Annotated in this window: 12 protein-coding genes; 2 read left to right on the top strand and 10 right to left on the bottom strand. The window is 67.1% G+C overall.

Annotated features, from left to right (window positions below; genetic code table 11):
- Positions 1 to 375 precede the first annotated feature (375 nt).
- Together A3OK_RS0104240 and A3OK_RS0104235 are read left to right on the top strand one after the other, a co-directional pair.
- The gene (locus A3OK_RS0104240; RefSeq protein WP_245259410.1) at positions 376 to 1,746 is read left to right on the top strand and encodes a carbohydrate porin; all 1,371 of its coding nucleotides are present in this window, start codon (positions 376 to 378) and stop codon (positions 1,744 to 1,746) included.
- Between the two features lie 181 nt (positions 1,747 to 1,927).
- On the top strand, positions 1,928 to 2,701 hold the full coding sequence (locus A3OK_RS0104235) for an MOSC domain-containing protein (protein ID WP_019903688.1): 774 nt from the start codon (positions 1,928 to 1,930) through the stop codon (positions 2,699 to 2,701).
- 31 nt (positions 2,702 to 2,732) lie between these two features.
- Here the strand turns inward: A3OK_RS0104235 and A3OK_RS0104230 are convergent, their stop codons facing one another.
- The 10 genes from A3OK_RS0104230 to A3OK_RS0104185 form a co-directional block, all read right to left on the bottom strand.
- Positions 2,733 to 4,292, bottom strand: a complete 1,560-nt coding sequence (locus tag A3OK_RS0104230; RefSeq protein ID WP_019903687.1) for an amidase — start codon at positions 4,290 to 4,292, stop codon at positions 2,733 to 2,735.
- A gap of 73 nt (positions 4,293 to 4,365) precedes the next feature.
- Positions 4,366 to 5,139 carry an ABC transporter ATP-binding protein gene (locus A3OK_RS0104225; protein ID WP_245259307.1) on the bottom strand — a complete coding sequence of 258 codons (774 nt, stop codon included), beginning with the start codon at positions 5,137 to 5,139 and terminating at the stop codon, positions 4,366 to 4,368.
- Between the two features lie 14 nt (positions 5,140 to 5,153).
- Positions 5,154 to 5,915: an ATP-binding cassette domain-containing protein gene (locus A3OK_RS0104220; RefSeq protein WP_051092901.1), complete on the bottom strand. Its 762-nt coding sequence runs from the start codon at positions 5,913 to 5,915 to the stop codon at positions 5,154 to 5,156.
- Positions 5,912 to 6,985: a branched-chain amino acid ABC transporter permease gene (locus tag A3OK_RS22335; protein ID WP_019903684.1), complete on the bottom strand. Its 1,074-nt coding sequence runs from the start codon at positions 6,983 to 6,985 to the stop codon at positions 5,912 to 5,914. The genes A3OK_RS0104220 and A3OK_RS22335 overlap by 4 nt, the downstream gene beginning before the upstream one ends.
- A complete protein-coding gene (locus A3OK_RS0104210) occupies positions 6,982 to 7,848 on the bottom strand; it encodes a branched-chain amino acid ABC transporter permease (protein ID WP_019903683.1) in 867 nt (288 codons plus the stop codon). Before A3OK_RS0104210 ends, A3OK_RS22335 begins: the two co-directional genes overlap by 4 nt.
- 11 nt (positions 7,849 to 7,859) lie before the next feature.
- A complete protein-coding gene (locus tag A3OK_RS0104205) occupies positions 7,860 to 9,110 on the bottom strand; it encodes an ABC transporter substrate-binding protein (RefSeq protein ID WP_155911945.1) in 1,251 nt (416 codons plus the stop codon).
- A gap of 239 nt (positions 9,111 to 9,349) precedes the next feature.
- Entirely contained in the window at positions 9,350 to 11,035 is a 1,686-nt protein-coding gene (locus A3OK_RS0104200; RefSeq protein WP_019903681.1) for a methyl-accepting chemotaxis protein, read from the bottom strand.
- A gap of 257 nt (positions 11,036 to 11,292) precedes the next feature.
- Positions 11,293 to 11,505 carry a DUF2934 domain-containing protein gene (locus A3OK_RS0104195; protein WP_019903680.1) on the bottom strand — a complete coding sequence of 71 codons (213 nt, stop codon included), beginning with the start codon at positions 11,503 to 11,505 and terminating at the stop codon, positions 11,293 to 11,295.
- 246 nt (positions 11,506 to 11,751) lie between these two features.
- Positions 11,752 to 12,042, bottom strand: a complete 291-nt coding sequence (locus tag A3OK_RS0104190) for a hypothetical protein (protein WP_019903679.1) — start codon at positions 12,040 to 12,042, stop codon at positions 11,752 to 11,754.
- Positions 12,043 to 12,243: 201 nt separating this feature from the next.
- On the bottom strand, positions 12,244 to 13,701 hold the full coding sequence (locus A3OK_RS0104185) for an amidase (RefSeq protein WP_155911944.1): 1,458 nt from the start codon (positions 13,699 to 13,701) through the stop codon (positions 12,244 to 12,246).
- Positions 13,702 to 13,747 lie beyond the last annotated feature (46 nt).

Genomic DNA, 13,747 nt, shown 5'->3' with positions numbered 1-13,747 from the left:
GGATCTGCGTCTCAAGCACCGACGAGGGTTGTTCGGCGATGCGAGGAAACCCCTCTAGTGGTTGAATCACAACGAGATAATGCGACGTCGACAACCCAGCGGTGTCGTTTCAATTGAGAAACTTGGAAATGGAACTTTTTTCCGGTTCCCCTTTGCGTGTGGCATTGGCCTTGCTGAACCGGTCCAATCTCACATTTCCATGCATAGGCACGCCTCGACGGGCGCGCGGTCGACGAGGTGCATGGGACAGCAGCATGGGGACGTTCGACGATGCCGACAGACGCGACAGAGAAACCCGTCCGCGCCGCCTTCGCGCGACCGGCTCGCCGCACCGGGCTTCCGGTCCTCGTCGGCAGCGCATTGCTTGCCGCAGGGATGCTCTCCGCCGAGGCGCAGACGGCGTCCCCCGTCGGCGAGTTCAACGATCAGACGCAGCCGCGCACCACCCGTGAGGTCGCGGGCAAGCCCGCCGATCCCGTCCGCACCGGTCCGCTCGCTCCCTGGGCCACGGAGATGGCGGCGCGCGGGCTCACCTTCGACGTCAACATCTACGACTTCTACCAGGCCAATCCGAGTGCGGGCCTGCGCACCGGCGAACAATCGAACGCCGCCTATTTCGTCCTCAGCATGACCGCCGACATGCAGAAGCTCGCCGGCATCACCGGCGGCTCGATCAACTTCACGCAGACCTTCCTCGGCCTCGTGCGCAACCTCAACATGGCCGGCGACATCGGTGACACCACGGTGGGCTACCAGCCGCCCTACACGCCCAACAGCACCCGGCTGTCGCTGCTGACCTACCAGCAGAAGCTTCTCGACGACCGGCTCGTGGTCGAGATCGGCCGCACGCATCCGGACCGCTATTACGGTCTCCCGCCGTGCAACTCGATCAATTCCTGCTTCCAGGACATGTTCTACTTCAATGCCGGCTTCACCTCGCCGCTCTTCGGCGTCTGGGGTGCCAACCTCGCCTACAAGCTCTCGCCGACCACCTACCTCCAGGCCGGCGCCTTCAGCGTGAACCCCAACACCAATGTCCTGTCGGGCTATGATTTCGGCTACGAGCGTCTGGCCGGTGCCGTCGTGATGACCGAGATCGGCCGCAAGACCGACTATACGATGGAGGCCTATCCCGGCCGCGTCTCACTCACCGGCTTCTACAACACGGCCGATCACGACGATAACTTCAAGACCATCGCCGGCACGTCGAAGGGCCTCAACCCGGGGACGCCGTCGCTGCAGAAATCCGGCACCTCGGGCGTCGTCCTCACCGGCACGCAGACCCTGTGGCGGGCCGATGGCGGGCGCGATGCGGGCAACCTGCATCCGACCGCGATCTCGGCCTATACCGGCACCGGCTACGCCTTCGATCCGACGATCCCGATCCGCTTCAACTCGTTTGCCGGGCTGCTCCTGCAGGCCCCCGACCAGAGCCGGCCCAACGACACCTACGGCATCAAGGCCAACTGGCAGCGGCTGAACGAGAATTACGCCGCCTTCCTGTCGGACGCCAACTTCATCGCCGGCGGTACCGGCGAGGCCTATTCGCGCGACAAGTTCGTGTTCGAGGTCAACGCCCATTTCGACCTCGGCGCGGGTGTGGTTCTCGAGCCGGTGGTCCAATACGTCGTCAATCCGAATTCCTACTACAACCCTTACACGGCCCGCCGCGCCAAGGACGGGTTCTACGGCGGCTTCACCCTCGTCGTCCCCCTCGGCACCCTGCTGGGCCTCGCTCCGGGCTAGGAATTCCGAGGCGTTGCGGCCTCGAGAACCCACACTTTGAAAGCCGGTTCCGCTCGCGCGGAGCCGGCTTTTTCGGCTTCGCGATCTCCTCGGGACCGGGCCGAACCACCTGCGCAAAACAGCGTATGGCGCATCGGGCCCTCCCCCGGCATCGAGAACTCACACCCTCCAGGAATCCGCCATGCCCGCTGTCGATGCTCTCTACCGCTATCCGATCAAGGGTCTGTCGGCCGAGGCCCTGACGCGCATGAGCGTCACCCCCGAAGGCGGGCTCGCCCACGATCGGGAATACGCCCTGGCGCTGGGGACGACCCCGTTCGACCCGGAAAAGCCGGAGCCCCTCGACAAGGGCTTCTTCCTGATGCTGCGCAACAACACGGCGCTTGCCGCTCTCGCGACGCGGCTCGACCCCGCGACCGGTCACCTGACGATCCGACGCGACGGGGAGAACCTGTTCGAAGCCGACCTGTCGACCGAGGCGGGGCGCGCCGGGACGGAGGAGTTCTTCGTCGATTACCTGGGCGAGGAGACGCGCGGGCGGCCCCGTCTCGTCCGGGGCGAGAACCACAAGTTCACCGATGCCAGCGTGCTGTCGCCGGTGATGATGCGCGCGATCTCGGTGGTGAATCTCGCCTCGGTGCGGGCGCTGTCCGAGGCGACGGGGCGGGATCTCGACCCGTTGCGCTTCCGCGCCAACATCCATCTCGACGGGCTGGAGCCGTGGCAGGAACTCGATTGGGTCGGGCGCGAGGTCGTGATCGGCCCGGTGCGCTTTCGCGGCCTCGCCCGCACGCCGCGCTGCGGCGCCGTCAACGTCAATCCGACGACCGCCGAGCGGGATGCGAACCTGCCCAAGGCGATCAAGCAGCATTTCGGGCATGTGGACCTCGGGATCTATCTCGAGGTCGTCGAGGGCGGGACGATCGCCCCTGCGGATCGCCTCGCCCTCGGGTGAAGCCGGCGGACGACCGCCGCGCCGTCCGCTCTCAGCCCCCTGCCACGAGGCTCGGCGCCTTGCGGTAGCCGGTTGCCGCCTCGTAGGCATAGGCGAAGCCGAGGAGGTCGGCCTCGCTCCACATCCGGCCCACGAAGATCAGGTTGAACGGCGAGCCGCTGTCATAGGCCCCGGCCGGCAGCGTCACGCCGGGCAGACCGGCGATGTTGATCTCGCAGACCGTGGTCTCGTTGATCGCCCTCCCGCCATGAAGGGGCGGCAGCGCATCGCGCATCTGCGGGAAGACGAGGCCGTCGAGCCCATTCTCGTCCATAACCCGGTTGAAGATTTCCAGGTAAGCCTCTCTAAGGGCAAGAAATTCCGAGAGATTCGGCGGCCGCGTCGGATCGGCCAGGATCGCCTCGAAGGCCGGATATTGGTGCAGGTAGTGCAGCACGCCCTTGGGGCCGAACGCATCCTCGTCCGCCGTCGCCTCGGCGAAGGCGGCGACGCTTCTCAAGGCGGCGTTCGAGCCGAGGCGCTGCAGGTAGAGGTGCAGGTCGTAGGGCACCGATTCCATGCCCCGGGCGTCGAAAGAGTTCAGGCCCTCGGTGGGCTCGGCGAGGGCCGCGAAGCCCGTGCCGGCGAAGGGATCGGCGATCAGGGTCGCGCCGCAGGCGGTGATCTCGCCTTGCGCCCGCTCGTAGAGGTCGGCCGCTTCCGCCGAGAGCGGCAGATCGCGCCAGCCCGGCCCGTAGAGGCCGAGGCGCTTGCCCCGAAGGCCATTCGTGTCGAGTTTCGCGGCGTAGCCGCCCTTGGGGCGCTTGCCGATGCCGGCCACCGTCTTCGGGTCTTCGGACGTGTAGCCGGCGAGAACGTCGAGGGTCAGCGCCGCGTCGCGCACGCAGCGGGCGATGGGACCGACCACGTCGCGGGTGCTGCCGGCCAGCGGCACCACGCCGGCATTGGGGACGAGGGCGAAGGTCGGCTTGATGCCGACGAGCCCCTGCGCCGAGGCCGGGTTCTGGATCGAGCCGCCGGTCTCCTCGGCGAGACCCAGCACGGCGAGGCTGGCGCCCACTGCGGTCGCGGTGCCCGCGCTGCTGCCGCCGGGTAGGCAGTCGGGAGCAGCAGAGTTCAGGGTCGGCCCGGCCCAGCTGTCGTTGGCATGGCTGCCGGTGGCGCTCAGCACCGGAACGTTGGTCTTGCCGAGCATGACGCAGCCGGCTGCCCGCATCCGCGCCACCACGGGTGAATCGGTCTCGGGGATCAGGTCGACGCCGCCGGCTCGCGCGCTGAGGAAGCGCCATCCCGCCGTGGTCGGCAGCCCGGCCATGTCCATCGGATCCTTGATCACCACCGGCACGCCCGCCAGCGGTCCCAGGGCTTCGCCGGCCGCCCGGCGCGCGTCGATGGCGCGGGCGTCGTCGAGGGCCTCCGGGTTCATGACGATGATGGCGTTGTAATGCGGGTTGTAGGTGGCGATCCGGTCGAGGAAGGCGAGCGTCAGCGCTTCAGCGGTCACGCCGCCGGCAAACGCGTCGGCCACGTCGGCCAGTGTCATCTCGACGATGTCGAGGCCGACGGATAGTGCGGTCGGGGTAGCATCCATCGCGGGATGTCTCCTTGGTTTCAGGTGGCGAGGCGCAGGCGGAGGGGGGCGGGCGGAAGGGGCCTGGTCGGCGTCAGGCCATGCCGACGAACTCCTCGATCATCGCCCGGTCGCGGGCGATCTCGGCCGGGATCTCGCGGGTGATGACGCCCTTCTGCAGGATCAGGACCCGCTCCGAGAGGCCGGAGATGAAGGTGAGGTTCTGTTCGACGAGGAGGATCGTCAGCCCGCGCGCCCGGCCGATCGCCTGCAGCGTCTCGATGATCTCCTCGATGATCGAGGGCTGGATCCCCTCCGTCGGCTCGTCGAGGAGGAGGATGCGGGGATTGCCGCAGAGGCAGCGGGCCAGAGCCAGCAATTGCTGCTCGCCGCCGGACAATGCCCCGCCCGGCCGGTCGAGATAGGCCTTGAGCCGGGGGAAGACGGCGAGAATCTCCGCGATGGTCTCGTCCTCGTTCCTGTCGGAGAGGAGGCAGCCCATCCGCAGGTTCTCGCGCACGCTCAAGGTGCCGAAGATCTCCCGCCCCTGGGGCACGAAGCCCATGCCGAGCCGCGCCCGCGCCGTGGGCGAGCGCCTGGCGATGTCGTCGTCCCCGAGCCGGATGCGGCCGGCGGTGGCCGGCAGGTAGCCCATCAGCGTGCGCAGCAGCGTGGTCTTGCCCATCCCGTTATGGCCGAGGATGCCGACGAACTCGCCCTTTCCGACGGTGAGCGAGACGCCGCCGAGGATCGGGATGCGGCCGTAGCCGGAATGCAGGCCCTCGACGGAGAGGAGCGCGGGCTTCGCCGCCTCGGCCGCGGAGTTCGGGCAGATGGAGAGCGGGATCGGCGCGATCGGATTCGTCATATCCATCGCCCGGCTCACGCGGCCTGCTTGCCGAGATAGACGTCGCGGACGCGCTGGTCGGCGAGCACGCGCTCCACGCTGTCCTCCATCAGGATACGGCCCTGGTTGAACACGGTGACGGTCCTGGCGATCATCCGGATGAAGGGCATGTCGTGCTCCACCACGATGAGGGCATGGGTGCGGTTGATCTCGCGGATGAGCTCGGCGGTGCGGTGGACCTCGTCATGGGTCATGCCGGCCGCCGGCTCGTCGAGGAGGATCAGTTCGGGCTCCTGGGCGAGCACGGTGGCGATCTCGACCCATTGGCGCTGTCCGTGGGCGAGCTGCCCGACATTGCGCTCGGCGATGCTCGTCAACTGGAGCCGCGTCAGCGTCTCGTCGACGATGGCACGGGTACGGGCGATGGACTTGCGCCGACCTGCCGCAACGAACACGTTCTCGCGCACCGACAGGCCGTTGAAGACGTTAGGCACCTGGGTCTTGATCCCCACGCCGAGCCGCGCGATCCGGTGAGGCTCGGCCCCGGTGATGTCGATGTCGCGGAAGCGGATGCGGCCCTCGGTGGGCGTCAGCTGGCCGGTGAGCATCTTGAAGAAGGTGCTCTTGCCGGCGCCGTTCGGGCCGATGAGGCAACGCAGCTCGACCTCGCCGAGGACGAAATCGACATTGCCCACCGCCGTCACGCCGCCGAAGCGCATGGTGACGCCGCGCGCCTCCACGAGGGGGCGCAAAGGTGGGCGGATCGGCGGTGCCGGAGGCGTCGCGCTCACGGTCATGGACGGACCTCCCCGGCCAGCGCGCCGGGCGCGGGTTCTGCCGCCTTGCGATTCCCGCCCTGCCGGGCCTTCGCGACGAGGTCCGGGAGGCGCAGGGCCAGGTTCCTCACCACCGGCAGCAGCCCCTGCGGGATCAGCAGAACGAAGGCAACGAGGACGATGCCGAGGCCGAGATTGGAATCGACGACGTTCTGCGAGCCGGCCTCGATGATGAGCCACTGGATCAGCACCGCGCCGAGCATAGGGCCAACGAGGGTACCGAGGCCGCCCACCAGCACGAAGATGATTACCTGCGCCGACATCGACAGGCCGAACACCGTCGGACTGATGAACCCACCCCAATTGGCGTAGAGGCAGCCGGCGAGCCCCGCGATGGCAGCCGAGATCATGAAGGCCAGGAGCTTGTACAGGCGCGGGTCGTAGCCGATGAGCTGCGCCCGGACCTCGTTCTCGCGGATCGCCACGACCACTCTGCCGAAGCGGCTCGCCAGGACCCAGCGCAACGCGGCGTAGACCAGGATCAGCGCGCCCATGGCGGCATACCAGATGCCGTCATTGTCCAGCGGATTGCCGGGGTCGCCGAGCCTGTTGAGGGCGGGGATCGCCGGGATGCCGTTGAAGCCGCCGAGCTCCGCCTCGCCGATCCGGTACTGGCTGCCCGAGGTGGTGTTCACCAGCTGGAACAGGATCACCGAGACGGTGAGGGTGATGACGCCGATATAGGCGTCCGAGATCCGGCCGTAGAACATGAAGTAGCCGAGCAGGCCCGCGAACAGGGTCGGCACCAGGATGGCGATGAGGATGGGCAGCGTGCTGTCGCCCATGTTGATGACGGAGACGGCGTAGGCGTATCCGCCGAGGCCGAGGAAGGCGGCCTGCCCGAACGACATCACGCCGCCATAGCCCCAGATGAAGCCCTGGCTGAGGGCGAACATGGCGAGCGCCGCAAAGCTCGTGGCCTGGACGAGGCCGAATGTGTCGAGGGCGTGCGGCGCCCCGAACAGGATGGCGAGCATGAGGCCGAGGGTCACGAGGAACCCCGCTGCGGAACGACGGTCGACGGGGCTCATAAGCTGCGCCTCAGGTAGCGGCCGGTGATGCCCTGCGGCAGCACGCGGATCAGCAGGATCGCGGCGACGAGGAGGGCGACGTCACCGATGACGGGCGTGGTCCTGAACGAGACCAGTTCGTTGATGAATCCGAACAGCGACGAGGCGAGGCCGGTGCCCGTGACGATGGCCGGGCCGCCGCCGAGCACGGTGATGAAGGCGCGGGAGATGTAGGCCGCCCCCATGGACGGCGAGACGCCGGAGATCGGCGCGAGTACCCCGCCGGCGAGGCCCGCGAGCGCTGCGCCGAGGCCGAAGGTCGCCATGTAGATGCGGTTGGGCGAGACCCCCATGGCGGCAGCCATGCGCGGGTTCTGCATGGTGGCACGCAGGATCAGGCCGAACTTCGTCATGCGCAGCAGGAGGAACATGCCGATCAGCACGGCGAGGGCCGTGGCGATGATGACGAGACTGTAGAGGCTCGCGCCGTAGCGGCCGATCTCGAAGCTGCCCACGGGTGTCGAGACGCCGCGCACGACGTTGCCGTAAAGCGTGGTGATCAGGCCGATCAGCCCGAGGCTGATGCCCCAGGTCGCCAGCATCGTGTCCATCATCCGCCCGTAGAGGAAGCGGATGACGGTGCGCTCCAGGATCAGCCCCACCGCCCCCACCACGAGAGGCGGCAGGACGAGCATGGCGATCCAGATGTTCACCCCGGCGCCGTTCGCCATCACGGCGGTGTAGGCGCCGAGCATCATGAACTCGCCATGGGCGAGGTTGATGATCCGCATCATCCCGTAGATCACCCCGAGTCCGAGGGTAATCAGGACCAGGGTGGCGATGCCGGTGAGGACGTTGAAGGTCAGGAGCCCCGCGAGATCCATGAAGAGGCGCCTCAGCCCTTCAGGTCGGGCGTGAACTGCTTGTTCATCCGCGGGTTCTTCACGAGGTCGCAGGCACCGCCGGTATCGGCCGGGAACGAATTCGGGAAGGTCGCCAGCTGCTCCCATTTCCGATCTTTCGGACGGGCGAGATAGGTGTTGCGGATGGTGTGGTGGGTGCCCGGATCCATTGTCACCTTGCCGGTGGGGGAATCGATGGTGATGCCGCTCTCCAGGGCGGCGATGACGGCGTCGCGCTCGATCGACCCGGCCTTCTTCACACCTTCCGCCCAGAACATGATGCCTTCGTAGGTGGCGGTGTCGAGCTCGCTCAGATCGGTGACGTCGGCGCCGAACTTACCCTGCATGCCTGAGACGAAGGCCTTGCTCGCGGGCGTGTCGAGGTCGTTGTACCAGCCGTAGCAGGTGAGGATGCCGTTGGTGGTGGAGGTGTCCATGGTGGTCAGCTCGTCGCCGAGGCCGAACACGCTGGCGCCCATCGGGATCTTGCCCTTCATGCCGGCGGCGTCCCATTGCCGGTAGAAGGCCGAATGGTTCGCGCCGACGAGGGCGGAAAGGACGATCTCCGGCTGGGCCTGCTGGATGCGGCTGATGGCGGAGGAGAAGTTCGTCACGTCGAGGGGGAAGAAGTCGGTGCCGGCCACCGAGCCGCCGCCGTCCTTCATGAACTTCGTCATCCAGCTCGCGGTGATGTGCCCGTAATTGTAGTCGGCCGCGACGATGTAGGCCTTCTTGCCCCAGTTCTTGAGGGCGTAGTCGACGATGTGGTTGACGGTCTGGGCCGGGGTCGAGCCGGTGCAGAAGACGTTGCGGTCACAGACGCCGCCTTCGTACTGAGTGTTGTAGAAGTAGAGCGTCTTGGAGCGGCCGAAGATCGGCCGGATCGCTTCGCGCGAGGCCGAGGTGATGCCGCCCTGGATGACGTCGACCTTATCCTTCAGGGCGAGCGTCTGAGCGTACTGGGTATAGAGCTGCATGTTCGACTGGGTGTCGTAGGCGATCAGCTTGATCGGCCGTCCCAGCAGGCCACCGGCCTTGTTGAGCAGTTCCACCGCGTATTCGGTGGTCTCGATCATCCGTTTGCCCTCGAGCCCGAGCGCACCGGTCCCGTCGAGGAGGCTTCCGAGCTTGATCGGCTCCGCAGCCAGCCCATTCCGCGCGAAGAACGGCATCGCCACCGCGCCGCCGGCCCCCGCCAATCCAAGCTTGAGCGCATGGCGGCGGTTCATCGTGCCCTTGATCATCAACATCACTCCGCTTCGTGCCGTGGGCCCGGACCATTGCCGCCGGCCGTGCGGTGAGCGATGTAACAAGATCGATGCCAACAAATCTCACATTACGGGCAAAGCCAAACGGGCAGCCCGGTTGCCTGCTCCGTGTGCAGTTCACGGGGATTTCCGCTCGGCCTGAAGGCACAAAAACCACACGTCACGCATGCATGCTGCACGCGAGAACGTCCGTGGCCTGCCGTTTCCGATGCCGCTCAGGCGGCCCGGACCGTGGCGAGGAATCGGGTCACTTCCGCGCTGAGATGTCCGGATTGCTGCGACAGCGCGGAAGCAGAGGTAAGAACCTGGCTCGCGGCGGCTCCGGTCTCCTCGGCCGCGTTCGCCACGCTGGAGACGTTGGCGGTGACCTCTCCCGTCCCGATCGCGGCTTGTGAGACGTTGCGCACGATCTCCTGCGTCGCCGCGCCCTGTTCCTCGACGGCGGCGGCGATGGAGGTGGCGACACTGCTGATCTCGCCGATCCGCGCGGCGATAGTTCCGATCGCCGAGACCGCCTGTCCCGTCGAGGCCTGGATGCGGCCGATCTGGTCGCTGATCTCGTGGGTCGCGCGCGTGGTCTGGCTGGCCAGCTGCTTCACCTCGGCAGCGACCACGGCGAAGCCACGGCCGGCCTCGCCGGCCCGGGCCGCCTCGATGGTGGCATTCAGCGCCAGCAGGTTGGTCTGCCCGGCGATCTCCGAGATGATCGAGACGACGTCGCCGATCTTGCCCGCCGCAATGCTGAGTTCCTGGACCAGAGAGGCGGTCCGCGCGGCCTCGTTCACGGCGAGGGTGGCGAGGTTGGCCGATCCGTCGACCTGACGCCCGATCTCCTGGACCGAGGAGCCCAGTTGTTCGGCGGCGGCCGCGACGGTGTTGACGTTGGACGCGGCTTCCTCGGCGGCTGCGGCCACCGTCAGGGATTGCGAAGCGGTCTGCGTGGCCGTCACCGTCATCGAGCGCGCCGTGCCCTGGAGCTGGTTCGCCGCCGACGCCACGCTGCCGATGATGCCACCCACCGCCTGCTCGAAATCGTCGGCCATCTTATCCATGGCCGCCTGCCGCTGCGCCTCGGCGCCGGCCCGCGAGAGCACGGTCTCCTCTTCCAGGACCCGCATCGCGATGAGGCGCGTCTTGAACACCTGCACCGCATCCGCGATCGTGCCGATCTCTGTCCCCTCTCCCTGGCGCGGGATGAAGACTGACAGGTCGCCCGAGGCCAGCGCCTGCATCGGTTCGACCACCGAGGCGATGCCTCCGGTGACGCCGCGAATGATCCAGAAGGCGAGCAGGGCCGACAGCACCAGACCGCCGATGCCGGCGGTGACGACGATGGTCTCGGTCCGTTCGAACGCCTGCCGGCTCGCGAGGCGGGACGTCTCCGCCGCTTCGTTGTTGATGGCGACGAGTTGGTCCGCCAGCGAGGTGCTCATCCGCTGGAGATCGGTGGATGCCCCCTGCAACCGCTCGAGCCCATCCTCGTTCATCCCGCTGCGCGAGAGATCGAGGATGGCCTTGTTCTCCGTCAAGTAATCGCGCCAGGTCGCGTTGAGCTTGTCGTAGAGGGCCTGCTCGCCAGGAGAACTGGTGAGGGACGCGTATTCGGCGAGGATGCGCGTGACCTTGCCCTGGCGCTCCGTGATCTCGGCATCGTAGCGCTTCTTCGAATCGGGATCGACCGCACCGAGATGGCGGTAGAGGCTGATCGCGTAGCGTGCGATCCATCCCGAGATCTCACCGGCCTTGGCGACGCTCGGCAGAGAATCGGATTGCACCGCGACCAGATGCCCGTTGATCGTCCGTGTGGCGGTCAACGCGACGGCACCCATGCTGACGAGGAACATCGTCGTGATGGCGAAGGCACCGATCAGGCGTGCGCGCAGGGAGAGACGACTCAGCATGACAAGCGTTCCGAGGGATGGATGATCTAGTTGAGGGATCGCCCCGAAAAGTACTTGGAATGCTTAAAGAATGTCTGAAACGGAGCGGCAGCGAAGTGCTGCCTTTATCGTCATGTATCCATGAAAAGCCTGTTTATCGGGCACCTCAACTATCTGTGAGCGCGAGGCTATCTAGAAAAGTAATGCCTTCATGCGGCCCGGCCATGAAGGATATGTCTTGACGATGCGTTGCCCGGGCATGCTCCGAAGGCGGCTTGCTAGGATTGCGCAGGCCGGGTGTTGCCCCTCGGCGCCTCGGCGTCCGCCCTCCCCGCGCGATTCCGCTCCGCCCTCAGTTCTTTTTCGGCCATCAGCCAGAACTCGATCTCGAACCCCATCGGCTGGTGATTGCGCTCCCAGAGTTCATAAGCCCGCCGCCGGATCTGCTCGAATGTGAGACTGGCGGTGGCTTCCGTGGAATCTTGTCTCATCGGAATCTCGCCTCGTCGGGATCGCGTTTCAGCTTCATCGCGAGCTTCGCGCGTCACGGCGATGCGGCCATGGCACGTTTCCGGGCCGGTCACATTCACACATGGCAACGGCAGGCCGGCAAAGTGCGGTTATGGTGCAATGCGGCGATGGAGATGACGAGGGTCGACGAACCGGCGAGTGACGGCATCGGTGTCGCAGACGGCGTTCCTTCGGTTCGGGGCCCGGCCCGCGCGCTGGCGAAAGGCTCAATCGTCGTCGTCGTCCTCCTCCAGTGATCCGGACGAGAGCGGGCTGCCCCTCTCGACACCGTTCTCGAAGACGCCCGGGGGGCCGTCGAAGCCGACGACACCGTCCGGATTGTCCGGCGTCACGTTGGGATCCACCGGCGGTGGCATGTCCCGGTCGAGCCGGCGCTCGATGCGCTCTTCGCGGCGCAGATCCTGGGTGATCGGAACGTCGCGAGGGCTCTGCGCCAGCGCCTCGGCGGCCGGGGACGCCGCGAAGAGTCCGAGCAGGATAGCGGATTCGACCTTCATCTGATGCCTCCAGGCGCCGCGTCGGTCCGGCGAATGTCCGGGAAGAGTGTATCGAGCCACGAACAATAAACGACCCGTCAATTTCCATGATGAGAAGCGATTCACGGGGGCCGTGCCGCGGCGAGAACTCAACGGTCCGCGATCAAGCGCCGGCGGATACCGGCCGGTGACGGGCCGGGTTCCTTCGCGATTGCCTGCGCGTCAGTCTGGAAGCCTGTCACTCGGCCGGCTCACCTCTTCGAAGGCCTGGGCGAGGCGAAGCAGTGCCCGGTCCCGTCCGGGCCGTCCGATGAGCTGCAGGCCGGAGGATCGACCGTCCGGTCCCCATGGCCCCAGCGGCAGGCAGATCGTGGGGCAGCCGGACAGGGTCGCGGGCACCACCACCTCCATCCAGCGATGATAGGTGTCCATCTTGGTGCCGGCGATCGTCGTCGGCCAATGGAGTTCCTGGGCGAAGGGGAAGACCTGAGCGCTCGGCAGGGCCAGCGCATCGCACTCGGCGAACAGCGCGAGGAAACGCTGGTAGAGCCGCGTCCGCGTCACGGAGGCCCGATAGAGATCGTCCGCCGAAAGACGTAGGCCGCCCTCGATCTCCCAAATCAATTCCGGCTTCATCAGGGCGCGCTTTTCCGGGTCGTCGTAGAGCGGCCGATAGCGGCTGCCGACGAGGACGTGGCGCCAGACCAGCCAGCATTGCCAGATCTCGTCCCGGCTGATTCCGAGATCGACCTCCTCGATCCGGCACCCCGCCGCTTCGAGCGAGGCGAGCCCCGACCGGGATAGGGGCAGGATACCCTCCTCCATCGGCAATGCGCGGGCGTAGTCGCCGAGCCAGCCGATGCGGGCGCCTTTCAGGTCGTCCTCCGGCAATTCCGCGGACAGGCTCGGCTCCGTCAGCGACAGCGGGGCGCGCTCGTCGTGCCCGCTCATCACCGACAGCAGAAGAGCGAGATCGCCGACGTTGCGCGCCATCGGCCCGTCCGTGGCGAGTTGCTGGAGATAGGCGTCCGGCCCCGGCAGCGACGGGACCCGTCCGGCCGAGGGGCGAAATCCGAAGATGCCGTTCCAGCCGGCGGGGTTGCGGAGAGAGCCGGCAAAGTCGCTGCCATCGGCCATGGGCACCATGTGCAGGGCCGTCGCGACGGCGGCACCGCCCGAGCTTCCTCCGGCGCTCAGGGCTGAATCGTAGGCGTTGCGCGTGGTGCCCCAGACCGGATTGTAGCTGTGCGATCCGAGGCCGAATTCGGAGACGTTGGTCTTGCCGATGAGGATCGCGCCCGCCCGGCGCAGGCGCTCCACGAACAGAGCGTCCCCCTCCGGCACATGCTCGGCGAAGATCGGTGACCCGAATGTCGTGCGGAGCCCCCGCGTCGGCGCGAGGTCCTTCACCGCGTGGGGGAGGCCGTGCATCGGTCCGCGCCAGTGCCCGCGCCGGAGATCCGCGTCGGCGGCGTCGGCCTCGGCGAGAAGCTCGGTCCGATCCCGCAAGGAGACGATGGCGTTCACCCGTCCGTTGACCTCGGCGATGCGGTCGAGATGGGCCTCCATGACCTCGCGGCAGGAGACGTGGCGGGCTCGGATCGCCTCCACCATCCGGGTCGCGGCGAGGGCGACGATGCCGCCCGTATCCAGGCTCGTCGATGTCGGAGCGGCGTCCATCTCATCCTCCGGTTTCGGCAGGGTCTGGCCTGTGGCTTGCCAGATC

Source organism: Methylobacterium sp. 77 (assembly GCF_000372825.1).
GTDB lineage: Bacteria > Pseudomonadota > Alphaproteobacteria > Rhizobiales > Beijerinckiaceae > Methylobacterium.
The sequence above is the reverse complement of the archived record's forward strand: the minus strand, read 5'-3'. Positions and strand labels throughout refer to the sequence as shown.

Coding starts and splice junctions, on each gene's coding strand:
- A3OK_RS0104240 (WP_245259410.1), top strand. CDS start 376: ATGCTCTCCGCCGAGGCGCAGACGGCGTCCCCCGTCGGCGAGTTCAAC.
- A3OK_RS0104235 (WP_019903688.1), top strand. CDS start 1,928: ATGCCCGCTGTCGATGCTCTCTACCGCTATCCGATCAAGGGTCTGTCG.
- A3OK_RS0104230 (WP_019903687.1), bottom strand. CDS start 4,292: ATGGATGCTACCCCGACCGCACTATCCGTCGGCCTCGACATCGTCGAG.
- A3OK_RS0104225 (WP_245259307.1), bottom strand. CDS start 5,139: ATGACGAATCCGATCGCGCCGATCCCGCTCTCCATCTGCCCGAACTCC.
- A3OK_RS0104220 (WP_051092901.1), bottom strand. CDS start 5,915: ATGACCGTGAGCGCGACGCCTCCGGCACCGCCGATCCGCCCACCTTTG.
- A3OK_RS22335 (WP_019903684.1), bottom strand. CDS start 6,985: ATGAGCCCCGTCGACCGTCGTTCCGCAGCGGGGTTCCTCGTGACCCTC.
- A3OK_RS0104210 (WP_019903683.1), bottom strand. CDS start 7,848: ATGGATCTCGCGGGGCTCCTGACCTTCAACGTCCTCACCGGCATCGCC.
- A3OK_RS0104205 (WP_155911945.1), bottom strand. CDS start 9,110: ATGATCAAGGGCACGATGAACCGCCGCCATGCGCTCAAGCTTGGATTG.
- A3OK_RS0104200 (WP_019903681.1), bottom strand. CDS start 11,035: ATGCTGAGTCGTCTCTCCCTGCGCGCACGCCTGATCGGTGCCTTCGCC.
- A3OK_RS0104195 (WP_019903680.1), bottom strand. CDS start 11,505: ATGAGACAAGATTCCACGGAAGCCACCGCCAGTCTCACATTCGAGCAG.
- A3OK_RS0104190 (WP_019903679.1), bottom strand. CDS start 12,042: ATGAAGGTCGAATCCGCTATCCTGCTCGGACTCTTCGCGGCGTCCCCG.
- A3OK_RS0104185 (WP_155911944.1), bottom strand. CDS start 13,701: ATGGACGCCGCTCCGACATCGACGAGCCTGGATACGGGCGGCATCGTC.